Genomic DNA, 18,957 nt, shown 5'->3' on the forward strand with positions numbered 1-18,957 from the left:
ACCCCCGCCCACCCCCGGCGCCCCGTTCCGTTGAGCCCGCCGGGGCGGGGCCACGGGGCTTTGTCCGGTCGACCCGGCCGTTCGCTCAGATGTCCTGGGCAACCAGCTCGCCCGCCCGCCGCGGATCCCCGCCGGCGCGGACGAGCAGGGCGTCCGCGTCCCAGGTCACCTCGCCGCCTCCGGCTGTGCGGAGCGAGAGCGTCAGGTGGGCCTCGAAGCGCGACGCGTACAGAGCAGCGTCGACGGTGGGCAGCAGGGCGTAGACCGCGTCCAGCAGCGCGCACGCCGCGGCATCGCGCCGCTCCCGGGCGGCCGGGTCGCAGGACCGGAGCGCTTCGCCCACGCCCGGATCCGAGGGGTCGTACGTGCTCAGCGCGGGCAGCAGTCCCGGATCGCCCAGGACTGCCGCCGCGCCGAAGGTCTGGACGTACGCGGTCGTCTCCCCGAGCAGAGCCGCGAGCAGCGGCACCGCACCCGGATCCCGGCGCACGGCCAGACCGCGTACGGCCTCCTCGCGCGTCTCCCGATCCTCGTCCTCGACGCGCCGCCACAGAGCCGCCCGGATGTCCGGAGCGTCCACCTCGGCGAGTTGCCCCAGCGCGAAGGTGGCCTGCTCGCGCACCCGCGCCACGGGGTCGGAAGTCAGGCGGATCAGAGCCGCCGGCACGGGGTCGTCGGCCTGTCCGGACAAGGCCCCGGGCAGCTCGCTCGCCACCTCGGCACGGAGATCGGGATCCTGGTGACCGGCTTGGGCGATGAGGGCAGCGATCTCTTCCGCGTTCATGCGCTCAGTGTCTCCCAGCCCCGTCCGCTCCCACGGGCCGGGTCGGCCGGTGGACCGGCCGGCCCTCCTCGTTCGGACCGGACCGGAAAGCCCGTTGGGGCGTGACTCGACGAGTCACGCCCCAACGGCGTTGAGCAGGGTCGGGCGGGAACCCGGGTCAGCACTCGATGACGTTGACCGCGAGGCCGCCGCGGGCGGTCTCCTTGTACTTGACCTTCATGTCGGCGCCCGTCTCCTTCATGGTCTTGATGACCTTGTCGAGGGAGACCTTGTGGCTGCCGTCGCCGCGCATCGCCATCTTGGCCGCGGTGACGGCCTTGACCGCCGCCATGCCGTTGCGCTCGATGCAGGGGATCTGCACGAGGCCGCCGACCGGGTCGCAGGTGAGGCCGAGGTTGTGCTCCATGCCGATCTCGGCCGCGTTCTCGACCTGCTCCGGGGTGCCGCCCAGGACCTCGGCCAGCGCGCCGGCCGCCATCGAGCAGGCGGAGCCGACCTCGCCCTGGCAGCCGACCTCGGCGCCGGAGATCGAGGCGTTCTCCTTGAAGAGCATGCCGATCGCTCCCGCGGCGAGGAGGAAGCGGACCACGCCGTCCTCGTCGGCGCCCGGCACGAAGTTCATGTAGTAGTGCAGGACCGCCGGGAGGACGCCCGCCGCGCCGTTCGTCGGGGCGGTGACGACCCGGCCGCCGGCCGCGTTCTCCTCGTTGACCGCCATCGCGTAGATGGTCGCCCACTCGCTGCGGTGCATCATCGGGTCGCCCTCGGTGCGCAGCTGGCGCGCCGTGGAGGCGGCCCGGCGCTTGACCCGCAGGCCGCCGGGGAGGATGCCCTCGCGGGACATGCCGCGCGCGACGCAGGCCTGCATGACGCGCCAGATCTCCAGCAGGCCCTCGCGGATCTCGTCCTCGGTGCGCCAGGCCTTCTCGTTCTCCAGCATCATCGAGGAGATCGACAGGCCCGTCTCGTTCGCGAGACGGAGCATCTCGTCACCGCTGCGGAAGGGGTACTTCAGCGGGGTGTCGTCGAGCTTGATCCGGTCCTCGCCGACCGCGTCCTCGTCCACGACGAAACCGCCGCCGACCGAGTAGTACGTCTTCTCCAGCAGCGGGGTGCCCGCCTCGTCGTACGCGAAGAGCGTCATGCCGTTCGCGTGGTACGGCAGCGAGCGCCGGCGGTGCAGGATCAGCTGGTTCGGCTCGTCGAAGGCGATTTCGTGGCCATCGCCTATCTCGGTGCCCAGCAGGCGCAGGCGGCCCGTCTGGCGGATGCGCTCGACCTCGGCGTCGGCGGTCTCCACGTTCACGGTGCGGGGCGAGTGGCCCTCCAGGCCCAGCAGCACCGCCTTGGGGGTGCCGTGGCCGTGCCCGGTGGCCCCGAGCGAGCCGAAGAGCTCGGCGCGCACCGAGACGGTCTGGGCGAGGACGCCGTCCTTCTTGAGCCGGGTCACGAACATGCGCGCGGCGCGCATCGGTCCGACGGTGTGGGAGGAAGAGGGACCGATGCCGATCGAGAAGAGATCGAAGACGGAGATGGCCACGGTTGCGGACTCCTATGTCTGCTCGTGGGTGGGAAGCGTGGGCAGGAGGGGTTGATCGGGGTGATCTGCGGATTTTGTCCGGCAGCCGAGCTTAACGCGGTGAGGTGAACAGCTCGGCCGCCGGACGGGTCGGGAGGGGGGCGCTCAGGCGTGGCTCAGTTCGCGCTCCGGTGCGTCGGACTGCTCGGCGGCGCCGGTGTCGGCCCCGGGGGCGTCCAGGACCGGGTCCGGGCCCGGCAGGCCCGCGTAGTGGGCCTTGACCCCGGACCGTACGGCCCAGAAGTAGAAGCCCAGGGCCGAGAGGCCCACGAGGGCGATGTCCACGCCGCCCGGGATGAGCCCGTGGCCGCCGAATTCCTTGCTGCCGAGCGCCGACAGGGTGCCCAGCCACAGCAGGAAGGCGATCATCCACCAGGCCGGGGCGAACTGCTTGGCCAGGTTCTTCTCGCCCTTGCGCTTGAGCACCACGGCCGCGATCGGGGCGGCGACCAGGGTGAGCAGCACCACCTTGCCGGTGTCCGGCCACTTGGACCAGTACAGGGCGCAGGCGGCGAAGGCGAAGGTGATCGGGCACAGGATCCTGGCCGCCGGCAGGCGGAAGGGGCGCGGAAGCTCGGGCTTGGTCTTGCGGAAGACGCCGACCGCGATCGGGCCGATCAGGTACGAGACCACCATCGCGGCGGAGACCACGCTGGCCAGGGCCTCCCAGCTGTGACCGACGGTGACCAGCAGCAGGATCGAGAAGCCGAGGTTCAGCCACATCGCGGGACGCGCGGTGCCGTACTTCGGGTGGACCTCGCGGATCTTCTTCGGGAAGAAGCCGGTGTCCGCGAGGTTCTGCGCCATGTACGAGGCCGAGGCGACGTTGCCGATGTTGGCGCCGGACGGGGAGATGAAGGCACCGAACTGGAGCATCGTGACGACCCAGTGCAGCATCAGCATCTTGGCGAGGTCGGCGAACGGCGAGGAGAAGTTGATGCCGCTCCAGCCGCCGGCCTCGGCCAGCTTCTCCGGCGGGACACCGCCGATGAAGGCGATCTGCAGGGCCAGGTAGATGACCAGGCCGAGGGAGAGCGCGCCGACCAGGGCCAGCGGAATGGCGCGGCCGGGGTTCTTGGCGGCGCCGCCGAGGTTGACGACGGCCTGGAAGCCGTTGAAGGCGAAGACCACGCCGGAGGTGGTGACCGCGGTCATGACCGCGGACCAGCCGTTGGGCGCGAAGCCGCCGTGGTCGGTGAAGTTGCCGGTGTGGAAGCCGGAGGCGATCAGGGCGATCACGGCGAGCACCGGAATGGCGAACTTGACCAGGGTGAGGAGGTTGTTCGCCTTGGCGAGCAGCGCGACCGACCAGTAGCAGGCCAGCCACAGCGCCACCGTCAGGAACAGCGCCATCACCATGCCGGAGGTCGTCAGGCCGCCGTTCTCGACGAGGCCCTTGGCCCAGCCGAAGTTCCAGGAGGACATGTACTGCGTACCGGCGATGGACTCGATCGGGATCAGTGCGGCGATGGCGATCCAGACCGCCCAGCCGGTGATGAAGCCGAGCACCGGCCCGTGCGAGATGGTGCCGAAGCGGGCCATCGAGCCGGGCAGCGGGTAGGCGGCGCCCACTTCCGCGTAGGACATGGCGATCATGCCGATGAAGACGGCACCGATGACCCAGGCGATGATCGCCGCGGGCCCCGCGACGGCGGCCGCCTGGCCCGCTCCGAAGAGCCAGCCCGATCCGAAGATCGAGCCGAGCCCGATCATGATCAGGGCGAAGAGACTGAGTCCCTTCCTATTGGCCGCGCTCATGTCCATGAGGTGAGGTGTCCGTCCTGCCAGGGGTGCGGGTCATGCTTTTATCCAGAGCCTATTTGCCATTTTTTGGCCGATTCAGTGGCAATGGGCCGCATCCACCTGAGGCTTTGGTCATGAGAAGGGCCCGGCCCTGTGCACAACAAGACCGGGCCCTCCCAAGCCGGTGCCTAGAGCGACGGATACAGCGGGAACTTCGCGGCGAGCGCCGAGACGCGCGCCTTCAGGTCCTCGGCGTCGTAGGCCGGCTTCAGCGCCTGCGCGATGATCTCGGCGACCTCGGTGAAGGCCTCGGCGTCGAAACCGCGGGTGGCCAGCGCCGGCGTACCGATCCGCAGACCCGAGGTGACCATCGGCGGCCGCGGGTCGTTCGGGATGGCGTTGCGGTTGACCGTGATGCCGACCTCGTGGAGGCGGTCCTCGGCCTGCTGACCGTCCAGCTCGGAGTTGCGCAGGTCGACCAGGACCAGGTGCACGTCGGTGCCGCCGGTGAGGACGTCCACGCCCACGGCCTTGACGTCGTCCTGGACCAGGCGGGCGGCGAGGATCTTCGCACCCTCCAGGGTGCGCTCCTGGCGCTCCTTGAACTCGGGCGAGGCCGCCACGAGGAAGGAGACGGCCTTGGCCGCGATCACGTGCTCCAGCGGGCCGCCCTGCTGACCCGGGAAGACCGCGGAGTTGATCTTCTTGGCCAGCTCCTGCGTCGACAGGATGACACCGCCGCGCGGACCGCCGAGGGTCTTGTGCGTGGTGGTGGTGACGACGTGGGCGTGCGGGACCGGGTTCGGGTGCAGACCCGCGGCGACCAGACCGGCGAAGTGCGCCATGTCGACCATCAGGTACGCGCCGACCTCGTCCGCGATGCGGCGGAAGGCGGCGAAGTCGAGCTGGCGCGGGTAGGCGGACCAGCCCGCGACGATCAGCTGCGGCTTGGACTCCTTGGCGAGGCGCTCGACCTCGGCCATGTCGACCTCGCCGGTCTCGTCGACGTGGTACGGGACCACGTTGTAGAGCTTGCCGGAGAAGTTGATCTTCATGCCGTGGGTCAGGTGACCGCCGTGGGCCAGGTTCAGGCCCATGATCGTGTCGCCCGGCTTGATCAGCGCGAACATCGCGGCCGCGTTGGCCTGCGCGCCGGAGTGGGGCTGCACGTTCGCGGCCTCGGCGCCGAAGAGCGCCTTGATGCGGTCGATCGCGATCTGCTCGACCACGTCGACGTGCTCACAGCCGCCGTAGTAGCGGCGGCCGGGGTAGCCCTCGGCGTACTTGTTGGTCAGGACCGAGCCCTGGGCCTCCATGACGGCGACCGGAGCGAAGTTCTCCGACGCGATCATTTCCAGGGTGGACTGCTGGCGCACGAGTTCGGCGTCGACGGCGGCGGCGACGTCCGGGTCGAGCTCGTGGAGGGGAGTGTTCAGTACAGACATCAGGGTTCCCTGGGTCAGTTGCCGGCGGTGAGCTTGGCGTACTCGTCGACGGAGAGCAGGTCGGCCGGCTCCTCCGTGACGCGCACCTTGAAGAGCCAGCCGCCCTCGAACGGAGCCGAGTTCACCAGCGCCGGGTCGTCGATGACGTCCTGGTTGGACTCGACGATCTCGCCGGTGACGGGGGAGTACAGGTCGCTGACCGACTTGGTCGACTCCAGCTCGCCGCAGGTCTCGCCCGCGGTCACCGTGTCACCCACCTCGGGAAGCTGGGCGTAGACGACGTCACCGAGCGCGTTGGCCGCGAACTCCGTGATGCCGACCGTCGAGACGCCGTCGACGGCGTCCGACAGCCACTCGTGCTCCTTGCTGAAACGCAGCTGCTGGGGGTTGCTCATGACCTGATTCTCCTGGATGCGGGGGAGTGGATACGAACGGTGGTCCTGCGGACCGGCGCGATGCGCCGGTCAGCGGTGAGGCGCGGTGCGGTGCGGTACGGGGCTACTTCTGCCGCTTGTAGAACGGCAGCGCCACGACCTCGTACGCCTCATGCGTACCGCGAATGTCCACGCCGACGCCGGAGGCGCCGGGCGCGGCGTGCGCCGCGTCGACATAGGCCATCGCGATCGGCTTGCCCAGCGTCGGGGACGGGGCGCCCGAGGTGACCTCGCCGACGACCTGGCCGTCGAAGGTCACGGAGAAGCCCGCACGCGGAACGCGGCGGCCCTCGGCGATCAGGCCGACCAGCTTGCGCGGCGGGTTGGAAGCGGCGCGCTCGGCGGCGGCCTCCAGGGCGGCGCGGCCGACGAAGTCGCCCTCCTTCTCGAACTTCACGACCCGGCCCAGACCCGCGTCGAATGGGGTGAGGGAGGTGGTCAGCTCGTGCCCGTACAGCGGCATGCCCGCTTCCAGGCGCAGGGTGTCGCGGCAGGACAGGCCGGCCGGGACCAGGCCGACGCCCTCGCCCGCCTTGGTCAGCGCCTGCCACAGCTCCACGGCGTGCTCGGGGGCGACGAACAGCTCGAAGCCGTCCTCGCCGGTGTAGCCGGTACGCGCGATCAGCGCGGGCACCCCGGCGACCGTGCCGGGCAGGCCGGCGTAGTACTTCAGCCCGTCCAGGTCGGCGTCTGTGAGGGAGGCGAGGATGCCGGGGGACTCCGGACCCTGCACCGCGAGCAGCGCGTACGCGTCGCGGTCGTCGCGGACCTCGGCGTCGAAGCCGGCGGCGCGCTCGGTGATCGCGTCCAGGACGACCTGGGCGTTGGAGGCGTTCGCGACGACCATGAACTCGGTCTCGCCCAGGCGGTAGACGATCAGGTCGTCGAGGATCCCGCCGTCCTCCTGGCAGATGTGCGTGTAGCGGGCGCGGCCGACGCCGACGGTGGAGATGTTGCCGACCAGCGCGTAGTCCAGGACCTTGACGGCCTCGGGGCCGGTCAGGGTGATCTCGCCCATGTGGGAGAGGTCGAAGAGACCGGCCTTGGTGCGGACGGCGTTGTGCTCGTCGCGCTCGCTGGCGTACCGCAGGGGCATGTCCCAGCCCGCGAAATCGGTCATGGTCGCACCGAGCGAACGGTGCAGCGCATCGAGGGCGGTCAGGCGGGGGGCAGTGCTCATGGGTGTGGCTCCCGGGTCCCAGGGCATGACATGACGAGGAGGAGTTCCTCCCCATCTGTCATCGGAACCTGAGAGGTTCGCCGAGAGTTCCCCGCTTCCAGGGGAAGGCCATCGACTTGCACCTTGGGTGGAACCGTCGCCGATGCCCTCACGGGCGGTGGCGCGGCTCGCTTTTCAGATCTGCCTCATCCACGCGGTACGGGGCCTGAGAGATTCAAGGGAGGTACTTGCTCCTTCGGCGCCCGGGCAACGCCTTGCGGCGTGCCGGGACTCTCCCGCGCGGATTCAAGCGGCCGGTATGCAGTTAGGTGTCCAGATGGCGCACATCATTGCACGACGTGCGGCCGAATGGGGGAGGGGGTCCGCAAGCGGAGCGGACCCGGAACGGAACCGGCGCCGCCGGATTACCGTCTCTTTACACTCAGGGGGACGGGTCCAGGCGACCCGTCGCGGGGGAGGCGAGCACTGTGCGGAGATTCGGAGTACTGGCGGCGACGAGCACCGGCACCGTCGAGGGCGCGGTGGCCGGGGTGCCGTCGCAGCGCGGCGTCGTACGGGATCCGGCGGCGGGGGCGGCCGGGGAGCCCGGAGCGGTGCGCGACCTGCGCGGGGCCGAGGGACCGCGGCGGCTCCGCTTCGCCGCCGGGGACGTCGTGGTGGTCTCCGGACTGCCCGGCGGCGGCAAGAGCACCCTGATCAAACGGGCCGCGGAGGGCGGCGGCATCGACTCCCAGGACGCCCGCGAGCGGTGGGAGCGCCGGATGCCGGCCGCCCTGCCCTACGCGGTGTACCGGCCGGCGGTCCGGATCGCGCACTACTGGGGCCTGTGGCGGGTGCTCCGCTCCGGGGCCCCGGCCGTCGTCCACGACTGCGGTACGCAGAGCTGGGTACGGGCGCTGCTGGCCTCGGCGGCCCGGCGGCGCGGCCGCGCGCTGCACCTGGTGCTGCTGGACACCACCCCCGAGGAGGCCCGGGCCGGGCAGGCGGCGCGGGGCCGGGGCGTCTCGGCGTACGCCTTCGCCCGGCACCGGGGCGCCGTGGCCCGGCTGCTGCGCGAGGCCGAGGCGGGCCGCCCGCCGGCCGGCTGCGCGTCGGTGACCCTGCTGGACCGCCCGGCGGCGTCCCGGCTGACGTCGATCGGCTTCCTCTAGCGGTCGGCGGTCGGCGGCCGACGGACTGACGGCCGACGGACTGACGGCCGGCGATAGCGGGCGGCCCCCGGCCGGGGTGTCGCACCCGCCCGTTAACCTCGGGTCGAGACCAAGGGCAAGCGAGCGGAGACGTACATGTGGCCGGGTAACGAGCTGGAGCAGGTGCTCGGGGCGGCGCTCGGACAGGCGGACGCCGGGGGGCGGATCCTCGAGGTCCTCGGGCGGAGCCACCTGTGGGTCCCGCTGCCCGGCGGGGTGAACAGCCTGAGCCTGCCCACCATGGACATCGACGGCGCCGCCTACGTGCCCGTCTACAGCTCCGAGGAGCAGTTCCGCGCCTGCGCCGGACCCGCCATGGACTTCGCCGTCGCCCCCGCCGTGGACTTCGCCCGCGGCCTGCCCCCGCAGCTCGGCCTCGCGGTCAACCCCGAGGGATCCGTCGGCGTGCCCCTGCCCCCGCCGGCCGTCGCGGAGCTCTGCCGCACCGGCCGCAGCCCGCTCGACGGCCCCGCCACCGGCGGCCGGGTCCGGCTCTACGAGCCCGACTGGCAGGAGGACCCGGTCGAGTTCCTCGCCGCCGCCGCGGAGGAGTTCCGCGCCACCGGAGTCGTCGCGTCCGCGCACCGCTGCCTCGCCAGCGTCGAGGGCGGCACGCCGGAGCTGTACGTCGGGGTCCACCTGGTGGGATGGGAGCCCGGCATGCGAAACGCCCCGATGGACGCGCTGGGGCGCGCCCTGACCCGCGTACCACCGCCCTGGCCGGTGCAGTTGATCCTGCTCGACGCCGCCGAGGACCCGGTCGTCGACTACATACGTGAGCGCGTACGCCCCTTCTACCTGCCGTAGTGACGCTTAAGCTGGTGGCCGACACGCGTGGACGACGGGCGGACGAACAGACGAAGAGGGGTACCGGGTGAGTGCGTCAGGCACGGCCGCGGTCGGGCAGGTCGAGCACATGCTGCGCCAGGTGACTCCGGGGCGCTACGAGAGCTACGAGTCTCTCCTGCACGCCCTGGCCGAGGGACGGCTGTGGATGCTCCTCTGGCAGGGGCGGCCCGGCTCCCCGGAGGCCCAGTACGGCGGCATGGAGGTCGAGGGCCTCGGGTACGCGCCCTGCGTGACCTCCCCGCAGGAGCTGGCCGCCAGCGGCTGGAACCGCGGGTACGAGGTGGTCACCGGCCGGGACATCGCGCGCGCCCTCTACCCCGACCGCTGGGGGCTGTGGCTCAACCCGCACGCCCAGGGCGGCGGCGTCGGCATTCCCTGGGCCGACCTGCGCCGGATCGCCACCGGGCTGGACCGGATGCCGGCCGGCCCGCTGCGGCTGTCCGAGCCCGCCATCGAGCTGCCGCAGTTCTACGGGCTGCTCACGCAGCACGCGCACCGCACGCCCGCCGTCCGCTCGCTGCGCCGCGCCTGGGTGCAGCCCGCGCTGGGGTCCCCGTACCTCGCCGTCGGGCTCGACCTGTACGACGCCTCCGCGCACGCGCTGGAATCCGTGCGCGAGATGATGCGCCAGTCGGTCGGCGCGGTCCCCGAGGGAGTGCCCGTGTGCACGGTCGCGCTCGCGGACGAACACGATCCGGTGGCGATGTGGCTGCGGGCGCAAACCAGGCCCTTCTACGACCGCGAGGGACAGGCGCCCGCCTACTGAGACATCGGTATTTAGCCACCCGAGGCCGCACGGAACAGTCGTTCCGTGCGGCCTTTGCGTTGTCCTGATTTCGACGCTGATGTACGCCCAATAGGCGCGCTAGTACGCCGAGTTGGGCGCCATGTCCGATTCCGTACCGAACAGGATGTCTTGCTCCGCTGAGATGACAGCGAAGTCCGGATAACGGGAACTCGACCCTCAGATCACGGTTGCGCATCCATTCACCTGCGGGTCTGGCGGCTGATCGAGCGCCCGATGAAGACTCCCCACCCAAGAGCGGGTGAGTCCTCCAAAGGCGATCTCGTCACGGGAACTTCGCCTGTTGTTTCGCACAGCACCATGCGCACCACCAGCACCGCCCGTTCCGCAGCACGCATCCGCACCTCGCACTCCGAGCGCCACTCCGCACCAACGCCGCCACAGCGGCGGGCATGGGCCGGCCCACCCGTCGGCCGAGAGGGGTCCCCACCACGATGACGGCACCACTGCACGACATGAGCGCGGAGACACCCGCACCCGTGTCCGTAGCCGACGTCCCCGCCAAGGCCATCGAAGGCCGCTCGCCCGGCCGCATCGCCTGGATGCGGCTCAAGCGCGACAAGGTCGCGCTGGCCGGCGGTTTCGTCGTGCTCCTGCTGATCCTCGTCGCACTGTTCGCGCCGCTGATCGTCAGCGCGTTCGGCCACCCCCCGGAGGAACTGCACGAAGACCTGCTGGACCCGCTGCTGGGCCTGCCGGCCGGTGACTACGGCGGCATGAGCGGCGACTTCCTGCTGGGCATCGAGCCGGTCAACGGCCGCGACGTGTTCAGCCGCATCGTCTACGGCGCCCGCATCTCGCTGCTGGTCGCCTTCCTGTCCGCCTTCGTGGCGGTCTCGATGGGCACCTTCTTCGGCATCGTCGCCGGCTACTTCGGCGGCTGGGTCGACGCGGCCATCAGCCGGGTCATGGACCTGCTGCTCGCCTTCCCGCAGCTGCTCTTCATCATCGCGCTGATCTCGGTCGTCCCCGGCAAGCTCTGGGGCTTCGAGGGATCGGGGCTGCGGATCGCCGTACTGGTCCTGGTGATCGGCTTCTTCGGCTGGCCCTACATCGGCCGCATCGTCCGCGGACAGACCCTGTCGCTGCGCGAACGGGAGTACGTCGAAGCCGCGCGGAGCCTGGGTGCGGGCCGGATGTACATCCTCTTCCGCGAGCTGCTGCCGAACCTGGTCGCGCCGATCACCGTCTACGCGACGCTGATGATCCCCACCAACGTGCTGACCGAGGCCGCGCTCAGCTTCCTGGGCGTCGGCGTCAAGCCGCCCACACCGTCCTGGGGCGAGACCCTCTCGACGGCCGTGCGGACCTATGAGGACGATCCGCTCTTCATGATCTTCCCCGGCATGGCGATCTTCATCACCGTGCTGGCCTTCAACCTCTTCGGCGACGGCGTCCGCGATGCCCTCGACCCGAAGGGCTCCCGTTAGCCGTCCCCGCAGGTCATCCCGCAGGGCACCCGTAGGTCAGAACCGCAGGGCACACCGGAACCCGGCTTCGAACCGGAATCACAACGGAGGGTTGCGAGCATCGTGACTACCCATCGCATGTCCAAGCGCAGGCTTGCCGCCGGCACGGCCGTCGTGCTCGCGACGATGCTGGCCGCGACCGCCTGTGGCGGCGACGACGGCAAGACGAAGGACGAGAAGCCGGCCGCCGCGGGTGGCTTCAACGCCGCCATCGGCAAGGTCGCCAACGCTTCCACCAAGGCGGGCGGCGAGCTGAAGTTCGTCGGTACGCAGGAAGCCGACTCGTGGGACCCGCAGCGCGGCTACTACGGCTTCATGTGGGACTTCTCCCGCTACTACGCCCGCCAGCTCGTCAGCTTCAAGGCGGAGCCGGGTTCCAAGAGCACCGAGCTCGTCCCCGACCTGGCCACCGCCAACGCGGAGATCAGCGACGGCGGCAAGACCTACAAGTACACCCTCAAGGACAACGTGACCTGGGAGGACGGCACCCCCGTCACCGCCCAGGACGTGAAGTACGGCATCGAGCGCACCTGGGCCCAGGACGTCATCTCCGGCGGCCCGGTCTACCTGATGCAGGTCCTCGACCCGAAGACCGAGTACCCGGGTCCGTACAAGGACACCAGCCCGGACAAGCTCGGCCTCAAGGCGATCGAGACCCCGGACGCCAAGACCGTCATCTTCAAGCTCCCGGCGCCCAACGGCGACTTCGAGCAGATGCTGGCCATGCCGGCCGCCAGCCCCGTCAAGCAGGACAAGGACACCGCGGCCAAGTACGGCCTCAAGCCCTTCTCCAACGGCCCGTACAAGATCGACTCGTACGAGCCCAACAAGAGCATGAAGCTCTCGCGCAACACGGCCTGGAAGGCCGAGTCGGACACCATCCGCAAGGCGCTCCCGGACTCCATCTCGGTCACGTTCATGGCGAACGCGGACGACATGGACAAGCGCCTGATGAACGGCGAGTTCGACCTGGACATCAACGCGACCGGCATCGGCCAGGCGGCCCGCGCCACCGCGCTGAAGGACCACAAGGACAACCTGGACAACGGCCAGACCGGCTTCATCCGGTACGCCGTCATGCCCCAGACCGTCGCGCCGTTCGACAACATCGAGTGCCGCAAGGCCGTCATCTACGCGGCCGACCACAAGTCCCTGCAGACCGCCCGCGGCGGCCCGCAGGCCGGTGGCGACATCGCCCCCAACATGCTCCCGCTCGGCATCAAGGGCTCCGACGGCAAGTACGACCCGTACGGTGTCCTGACGAACGACGGCAAGCCCGACGTCGACAAGGCCAAGGCCGCCCTGAAGGCCTGTGGCAAGGAGACCGGCTTCAAGACGACCATCGCGGTCCGCAACAACAAGCCGGTCGAGGTCGCCACGGCCGTCTCCCTGCAGAACGCCCTGAAGCAGGTCGGCATCGAGGCCGACGTCGACCAGTTCGACGGCGCCCAGACCTCCGGCATCATCGGTTCGCCGAAGGTGGTCAAGGAGAAGGGCTACGGCATCATCATCATGGGCTGGGGCGCCGACTTCCCGACCGGACAGGGCTTCTCCCAGCCGCTGGTCGACGGCCGCTTCATCCTGCAGAGCGGCAACAACAACTTCTCCGAGCTCAACGACCCGGCGATCAACAAGCTGTTCGACGACGCCATCGCGGAGACCGACCCCAACAAGGCCGGCGACATCTACAAGCAGATGAACCAGAAGGTCTCCGAGGCCGCGGTCTACCTGCCCTTCGTCTACGACAAGACGATCAACTGGCGCAGCAGCCGGCTGACCAACGTCTACACCTCCGACGCGTACAACGGCCGCTACGACTACGCCTCGCTCGGCGTCCAGTAGACCGACCGTCCGATTCAGTTCCAGTGCCACACCCGCTAGGCACGAAGGGCAGGTGATGGCCGCGGCGGCGGCTCGGGGGCGCTCTCCAGAAGAGGGCGTCCCCGGGCCGCGGCCAGGCCGAGCGCAGTGCTTGCATATCTCATCCGGCGGATCTTCGCCGTCATCGTCATGCTGTTGGTCATCTCGCTGGTGACCTTCGGAATCTTCTTCCTCTTCCCGAAGATGATCGGGACGGACCCGGCCCTGTACTTCGTCGGCAAGCAGTCCGACCCCGCCGCCATCGAAGGCATCCGGCAGAAGATGGGTCTCGACGACCCGATCCTCGTCCAGTTCGGCAAGTTCGTCGTCGGGCTGGTGGCGGGTCGTACGTACGCCAACGGCAACGACGTCACGCAATGCGCCGCGCCCTGCTTCGGCTACTCCTTCAAGACCGAGCAGGAGGTGTGGCCGCTGCTGACCGACTGGCTGCCCGTCACCCTCTCGCTCGCCGCCGGCGCCGTCGTGCTCTGGGTGATCGGCGGTGTTGCCACCGGCATCATCTCCGCCCTCAAGCGCGGTACGGTCCTGGACCGTTCGGCCATGGGCATCGCCCTCGCCGGCGTCTCCCTCCCGATCTACTTCACCGGCATGCTCGCCATCGCCCTCTTCTCCGACCAGCTCGGCTGGTTCGGGCGTCCGGAGAAGACCTTCGCCGAGGATCCGGGAACCTGGTTCAACGGCATGGTCCTGCCGTGGATCTCGCTCGCCTTCCTCTACGCCGCGATGTACGCGCGACTCACCCGCGCGACCATGCTGGAAGTGCTCAACGAGGACTACATCCGCACCGCACGCGCCAAGGGACTGACGGAACCCGTCGTCATCGGCAAGCACGCGATGCGCTCGACCATGACGCCGATCCTGACCGTCCTGGGCCTCGACCTGGGCGCGCTGATGGGCGGCGCCGTCCTCACCGAGTACACCTTCTCGCTGCACGGCCTCGGCTACAGCGCCGTCCGCGCCATCAGCGAGCACGACCTGCCGGTCATTCTCGGCATCACCTTGATCTCCGCCTTCTTCGTCGTCGCGGCCAACCTCGTCGTCGACCTCTTGTACGCGGTGATCGACCCCCGAGTGAGGCTGTCATGACCGATTCGACGACGCCCGCCGTGACGGGCGCTTTGAACGAGCCCGTCGCCACCGGCGCGCCCGGCACCGCGTTCCTCGACGTACGCGACCTCAAGGTGCACTTCCCCACGGAAGACGGCCTGGTCAAGTCCGTGGACGGACTCTCCTTCACGCTGGAGAAGGGCAAGACCCTCGGCATCGTCGGCGAGTCCGGCTCCGGCAAATCGGTGACCTCGCTGGGCATCATGGGCCTGCACCGGGTCGGCCAGTACGGCCGCCAGCGCGCCCGCATCTCCGGCGAGATCTGGCTCGACGGCAAGGAACTGCTGTCCAGCCCCGAGGAAGAGGTCCGCAAGCTGCGCGGCCGGGAGATCGCGATGATCTTCCAGGACCCGCTGTCGGCGATGCACCCCTACTTCACCGTGGGCAAGCAGATCGCCGAGGCCTACCGGGTCCACAACAAGGCCGACAAGAAGACCGCCCGCAAGCGGGCCGTCGACCTCCTGGACCGCGTGGGCATCCCCGAGCCGCACAAGCGGGTCGACAGCTACCCGCACGAGTTCTCCGGCGGCATGCGCCAGCGCGCGATGATCGCGATGGCGCTGGTCAACAATCCCGAACTGCTCATCGCGGACGAGCCCACCACCGCCCTGGACGTCACCGTCCAGGCGCAGATCCTCGACCTGATCCGGGACCTGCAGAAGGAGTTCGGCTCCGCGGTCATCATGATCACGCACGACCTCGGCGTGGTCGCCGAGATGGCCGACGACCTCCTCGTGATGTACGGCGGCCGGTGCGTGGAGCGCGGCAGCGCGGAGAAGGTGTTCTACGAGCCCCGCCACCCGTACACCTGGGGCCTGCTCGGCTCGATGCCGCGCATCGACCGGGAGCAGACCGAGCGCCTCATCCCGGTCAAGGGTTCGCCGCCCAGCCTGATCAACATCCCGAGCGGCTGCGCCTTCAACCCCCGGTGCCCGTACGCCGACCTGCCCAAGGACGATGTCACGCGGACCGTACGGCCCGAGCTGTCCCTCGTCGACACCTCCGCGGAGGGCGCCGGCCGGCACTGGGCCGCCTGTCACCTCTCCCCGGAGCAGCGGGACCGGATCTGGACCGAAGAGATTGCGCCGAAGCTGTGACCGACATGAGCAAGAACGAGAAGGCCGCCACGGTGACCGTCCCGGCCCAGGCGGTGGACTCCCCGGAGCCGCTGCTCAGGGTGACCGGACTGGTCAAGCACTTCCCCATCTCCAAGGGGCTGCTGCGCCGCCAGGTCGGGGCCGTGAAGGCCGTCGACGGCATCGACTTCGACGTCCGGCGCGGTGAGACCCTCGGCATCGTCGGCGAGTCCGGCTGCGGCAAGTCGACCATGGGCCGGCTGATCACCCGGCTGCTCGAACCGACCGGCGGAAAGGTCGAGTTCGAGGGCAAGGACATCACGCACCTGAGCGTGGCCGGCATGCGCCCGATGCGCCGCGACGTGCAGATGATCTTCCAGGACCCCTACGGCTCGCTGAACCCGCGGCACACGGTGGGCACCATCGTCAGCGCCCCGTTCAAGCTCCAGGGAGTCCAGCCGGAGGGCGGCCTCAAGGCGGAGGTCCAGCGGCTGCTGTCCCTCGTGGGCCTCAACCCGGAGCACTACAACCGCTACCCGCACGAGTTCTCCGGCGGTCAGCGCCAGCGCATCGGCATCGCCCGCGCACTGGCCCTGAAGCCGAAGCTCGTGGTGGCCGACGAGCCGGTCTCGGCCCTGGACGTCTCCATCCAGGCCCAGGTGGTCAACCTGCTGGACGACCTCCAGGAGGAGCTCGGCCTCACGTACGTGATCATCGCCCACGACCTGTCGGTCATCCGGCACGTCTCGGACCGGATCGCGGTCATGTACCTCGGCAAGATCGTCGAGCTCGCGGACAACAAGTCCCTCTACGCGGCGCCCATGCACCCGTACACCACGGCCCTGATGTCGGCCGTCCCGGTGCCGGACCCGCGCCGGCGCGGAGCGAAGAGCGGCCGCATCCTGCTCAAGGGAGACGTGCCCTCGCCGATCTCGCCGCCGAGCGGTTGCCGCTTCCACACCCGGTGCTGGAAGGCGACCCAGGTCTGCACCACGCAGGAGCCCCCGCTCCTCGCGCTGAAGACCGGCCACCAGGTGGCCTGCCACCACCCGGAGAACGCCCCTGACCAGGCCCCGGGCGACCCGGCCCTGCCGGGCGCGGCGGAGGCCGTGGCGGAGCCGACGGACTGACGGTCGCCGGCGGGGCACGAACGGCCCCGCCGGCACCCCGGGGACTCGTGAGACCCGTGCCGGCCGACTGCTCGCGGCGCGGTGGTGCCCATGCGGCCCGCTCCGGCCGACTGCTCGTGGCGCGGTGGTGCCCCTGCGGCGCGCTCCGGCCGCATGCCCGCGGACCCGCCGGGCAAAATCAGCCTCGCCGGCGTTCGAGGCGCGGGGGTTCGGGGGCGGAGCCCCTGACGGCGGCGCCGCACCCGCTCACGGGCCGGACTTCCGGCGGGTGCCGCCCCGCCCCGCAGGGCCGGATGCCACCCCGGGGCGAGGGGCCGCCCCCACCCGTTCCTGCCGGCCGCGAGGCGACCGGCACAATGAGCCCGTGCTCCACGATCTCTTCCCGCCCGGAGTCCAGCACGGCCTGGACCTCGCGGGCATCTTCGTCTTCGCCACGGCCGGCGCCCTGCTCGCCGTACGCAAGAACTTCGACGTCTTCGGCATCGTCGTCCTCGCGCTCGTCACCGCCCTCGGCGGCGGCCTGTTCCGCGACATCGTCATCGGCGCCACCCCCGCCGCCGCCTTCAGCGATCTCGGGTTCTTCGTCACGCCGCTGATCGCCGCCGCGTTCGTCTTCTTCCTGCACCCCGAGGTCCAGCGGATCAACCGCGCCATCAACGTCTTCGACGCGGCCGGCCTCGGGCTGTTCTGCGTGACGGGCACGACCAAGGCCTACGAGTACGGCCTCGGCCTCACCGCGTCCGCCGCGCTGGGCCTGGCGACCGCCGTCGGCGGCGGCGTGCTGCGCGACGTCCTCGTCAACGAGGTGCCCTCGCTGCTGCGCGACCGCGAGATGTACGCCGTACCGGCCGTCATCGGCGCCTCGATGGTGGCGCTCTTCATCAGCTTCGACCATCTGAACGGCATCACGACGGGCCTGGCGATCGTCACCACCTTCGTGCTGCGGCTGCTGGCCATCCGCTACCACTGGCGGGCGCCCCTCGCGTGGAACCGCCGCTCGTCGGTGGCGGAGGAGCCGTAGGCGCGGGGGACCGTAGCGGCCACCACACCAGGCAAAGCTACCGCTTAGTAGGGAGCGGGTGTACGGTCGTTCCATGTCACACGCAGCTGCCAAGGCCTCCATCGGCGACAGCGAGTTCGACCGCGACACCACCGTCACCGCCCGTGCGGGCGAGCCCGGTGTGTACGACGCGGACCTCTCCGCCGGGTGGACGATCATCACCGCCGTCAACGGCGGCTACCTCCTGGCCCTCGTCGGCCGTGCCCTGTCGGCAGCCCTGCCGCACCCGGACCCCTTCACGGTCTCCGCGCACTACCTGACCTCGTCGGTCCCCGGCCCCGCCGTGATCCGCACCGAGGTCGTACGGGTCGGCCGCACGCTCTCCACGGGACAGGCCTCGCTCTTCCAGTTCGACGAGACCGGCGCCGAGATCGAGCGGATCCGCGTCCTGGCCTCCTACGGGGACCTCGCGGCGCTCCCGGACTCCGTCCACACCACGGCCCTCCCGCCCGCCATCCCCGCCTACGAGGACTGCCTCGGCCCCGAAGCCGGCCCGGCCCCGATCCCCGGCAGCTCCGCGATCGTGGACCGGCTCCGGCTGCGCCTGGACCCGGCGACGGCCGGCTGGGCCGTCGGACAGCCCTCGGGCAAGGGGGAGATGCGGTCCTGGTTCGAGCTCGCGGACGGCCGTGATGCCGACCCCTTCTCCCTCCTCCTCGCCGTGGACGCCCTCCCGCCGACCTCCTTCGACCTCGGCCTGCTCGGCTGGACCCCGACGGTGGAACTCACCACCCACATCCGCCAGCGCCCGGCGCCCGGTCCGCTCCGGGTGTCGATCACCACGCGGAACCTGGCGGGCGGCTTCCTGGAAGAGGACGCGGAGGTCTGGGACTCGGCGGACCGGCTGGTGGCCCAGTCCCGCCAGCTCGCCAGCGCTCCGCGCGTGGTGGCCCCTTCTTGACACGGAGCCTTCCCTCTTGACACGGAGCTCTCCTTCTTGACGCGAGGCTCGCACCGCTGCGCGGGCTTCGCACCGCTGCGCCGGACTCCGTCCGGCGGTGGCGGGTCGGCGTGCCGCGACGGCTGCCTGGTGCGGGGGCCGGTGGGCGGGTGCGGCTGGGTCGGCCCTGCGGGGCGAGGTCCCCTACCCGCCCTTCCACCGTTCCCCGGGCTCTGCCCGGACCCGCGCTTCGAACGCCGAGCGAAATCCAGCCTCGCCGGCGTTTGAGGCGCGGGGTCTGGGGCGGAGCCCCAGGGCCTCGGGCGCAGCCCGGGACCGGCGGGT

Annotated in this window: 16 protein-coding genes and 1 riboswitch; of the genes, 10 read left to right on the plus strand and 6 right to left on the minus strand. The window is 70.5% G+C overall.

Annotation, left to right across the window (positions count from 1 at the left end; translation table 11 throughout):
- Nucleotides 1–85: 85 nt before the first annotated feature.
- The 6 genes from ACFVX6_RS22650 to gcvT all read right to left on the minus strand — a co-directional run bounded on the left by ACFVX6_RS22650 (nt 86) and on the right by gcvT (nt 7,165).
- Nucleotides 86–784, minus strand: a complete 699-nt coding sequence (locus tag ACFVX6_RS22650) for a HEAT repeat domain-containing protein (protein WP_389694127.1) — start codon at nt 782–784, stop codon at nt 86–88.
- Between the two features lie 157 nt (nt 785–941).
- Nucleotides 942–2,324, minus strand: coding sequence for an L-serine ammonia-lyase (locus ACFVX6_RS22655; protein ID WP_389694129.1), 1,383 nt, complete (start codon nt 2,322–2,324; stop codon nt 942–944).
- A gap of 144 nt (nt 2,325–2,468) precedes the next feature.
- The gene (locus ACFVX6_RS22660) at nt 2,469–4,127 is read right to left on the minus strand and encodes an APC family permease (protein WP_389694131.1); all 1,659 of its coding nucleotides are present in this window, start codon (nt 4,125–4,127) and stop codon (nt 2,469–2,471) included.
- A gap of 167 nt (nt 4,128–4,294) precedes the next feature.
- On the minus strand, nt 4,295–5,551 hold the full coding sequence (gene glyA / locus ACFVX6_RS22665; protein ID WP_389694133.1) for a serine hydroxymethyltransferase: 1,257 nt from the start codon (nt 5,549–5,551) through the stop codon (nt 4,295–4,297).
- A 14-nt stretch (nt 5,552–5,565) separates the two neighbouring features.
- A complete protein-coding gene (gene gcvH, locus ACFVX6_RS22670) occupies nt 5,566–5,946 on the minus strand; it encodes a glycine cleavage system protein GcvH (protein WP_254384336.1) in 381 nt (126 codons plus the stop codon).
- A gap of 103 nt (nt 5,947–6,049) precedes the next feature.
- Nucleotides 6,050–7,165 (minus strand): glycine cleavage system aminomethyltransferase GcvT, encoded by a 1,116-nt coding sequence (gene gcvT, locus ACFVX6_RS22675; protein WP_389694135.1) that lies wholly within the window; start codon nt 7,163–7,165, stop codon nt 6,050–6,052.
- 184 nt (nt 7,166–7,349) lie between these two features.
- A riboswitch (glycine riboswitch) is annotated at nt 7,350–7,453 on the minus strand.
- Nucleotides 7,454–7,632: 179 nt separating this feature from the next.
- Between gcvT and ACFVX6_RS22680 the strand changes: the two genes are divergently transcribed.
- The 10 genes from ACFVX6_RS22680 (at nt 7,633) to ACFVX6_RS22725 (ending at nt 18,633) form a co-directional block, all read left to right on the plus strand.
- The gene (locus ACFVX6_RS22680) at nt 7,633–8,316 is read left to right on the plus strand and encodes an AAA family ATPase (protein WP_389694137.1); all 684 of its coding nucleotides are present in this window, start codon (nt 7,633–7,635) and stop codon (nt 8,314–8,316) included.
- Nucleotides 8,317–8,451: 135 nt separating this feature from the next.
- Nucleotides 8,452–9,162, plus strand: a complete 711-nt coding sequence (locus tag ACFVX6_RS22685) for an enhanced serine sensitivity protein SseB (protein ID WP_389694139.1) — start codon at nt 8,452–8,454, stop codon at nt 9,160–9,162.
- Between the two features lie 67 nt (nt 9,163–9,229).
- A complete protein-coding gene (locus ACFVX6_RS22690) occupies nt 9,230–9,970 on the plus strand; it encodes an enhanced serine sensitivity protein SseB C-terminal domain-containing protein (protein ID WP_389694141.1) in 741 nt (246 codons plus the stop codon).
- Between the two features lie 473 nt (nt 9,971–10,443).
- Nucleotides 10,444–11,439, plus strand: coding sequence for an ABC transporter permease (locus ACFVX6_RS22695; RefSeq protein ID WP_389694143.1), 996 nt, complete (start codon nt 10,444–10,446; stop codon nt 11,437–11,439).
- 102 nt (nt 11,440–11,541) lie between these two features.
- Nucleotides 11,542–13,320, plus strand: coding sequence for an ABC transporter substrate-binding protein (locus tag ACFVX6_RS22700; protein ID WP_389694145.1), 1,779 nt, complete (start codon nt 11,542–11,544; stop codon nt 13,318–13,320).
- A 126-nt stretch (nt 13,321–13,446) separates the two neighbouring features.
- Complete coding sequence (locus ACFVX6_RS22705; protein ID WP_389694147.1) at nt 13,447–14,445, plus strand: ABC transporter permease; 999 nt, start codon at nt 13,447–13,449, stop codon at nt 14,443–14,445.
- Nucleotides 14,442–15,563: an ABC transporter ATP-binding protein gene (locus tag ACFVX6_RS22710; protein WP_389694149.1), complete on the plus strand. Its 1,122-nt coding sequence runs from the start codon at nt 14,442–14,444 to the stop codon at nt 15,561–15,563. The genes ACFVX6_RS22705 and ACFVX6_RS22710 overlap by 4 nt, the downstream gene beginning before the upstream one ends.
- Nucleotides 15,564–15,568: 5 nt before the next feature.
- A complete protein-coding gene (locus ACFVX6_RS22715) occupies nt 15,569–16,672 on the plus strand; it encodes an ABC transporter ATP-binding protein (protein ID WP_389694151.1) in 1,104 nt (367 codons plus the stop codon).
- A 364-nt stretch (nt 16,673–17,036) separates the two neighbouring features.
- The gene (locus ACFVX6_RS22720; RefSeq protein WP_389694153.1) at nt 17,037–17,693 is read left to right on the plus strand and encodes a trimeric intracellular cation channel family protein; all 657 of its coding nucleotides are present in this window, start codon (nt 17,037–17,039) and stop codon (nt 17,691–17,693) included.
- A gap of 73 nt (nt 17,694–17,766) precedes the next feature.
- Nucleotides 17,767–18,633, plus strand: coding sequence for a thioesterase family protein (locus ACFVX6_RS22725; RefSeq protein WP_389694155.1), 867 nt, complete (start codon nt 17,767–17,769; stop codon nt 18,631–18,633).
- Nucleotides 18,634–18,957: the final 324 nt, after the last annotated feature.

This window comes from Streptomyces sp. NPDC058289 (assembly GCF_042880975.1).
GTDB classification, from domain to species: domain Bacteria; phylum Actinomycetota; class Actinomycetes; order Streptomycetales; family Streptomycetaceae; genus Streptomyces; species Streptomyces stoeckheimensis.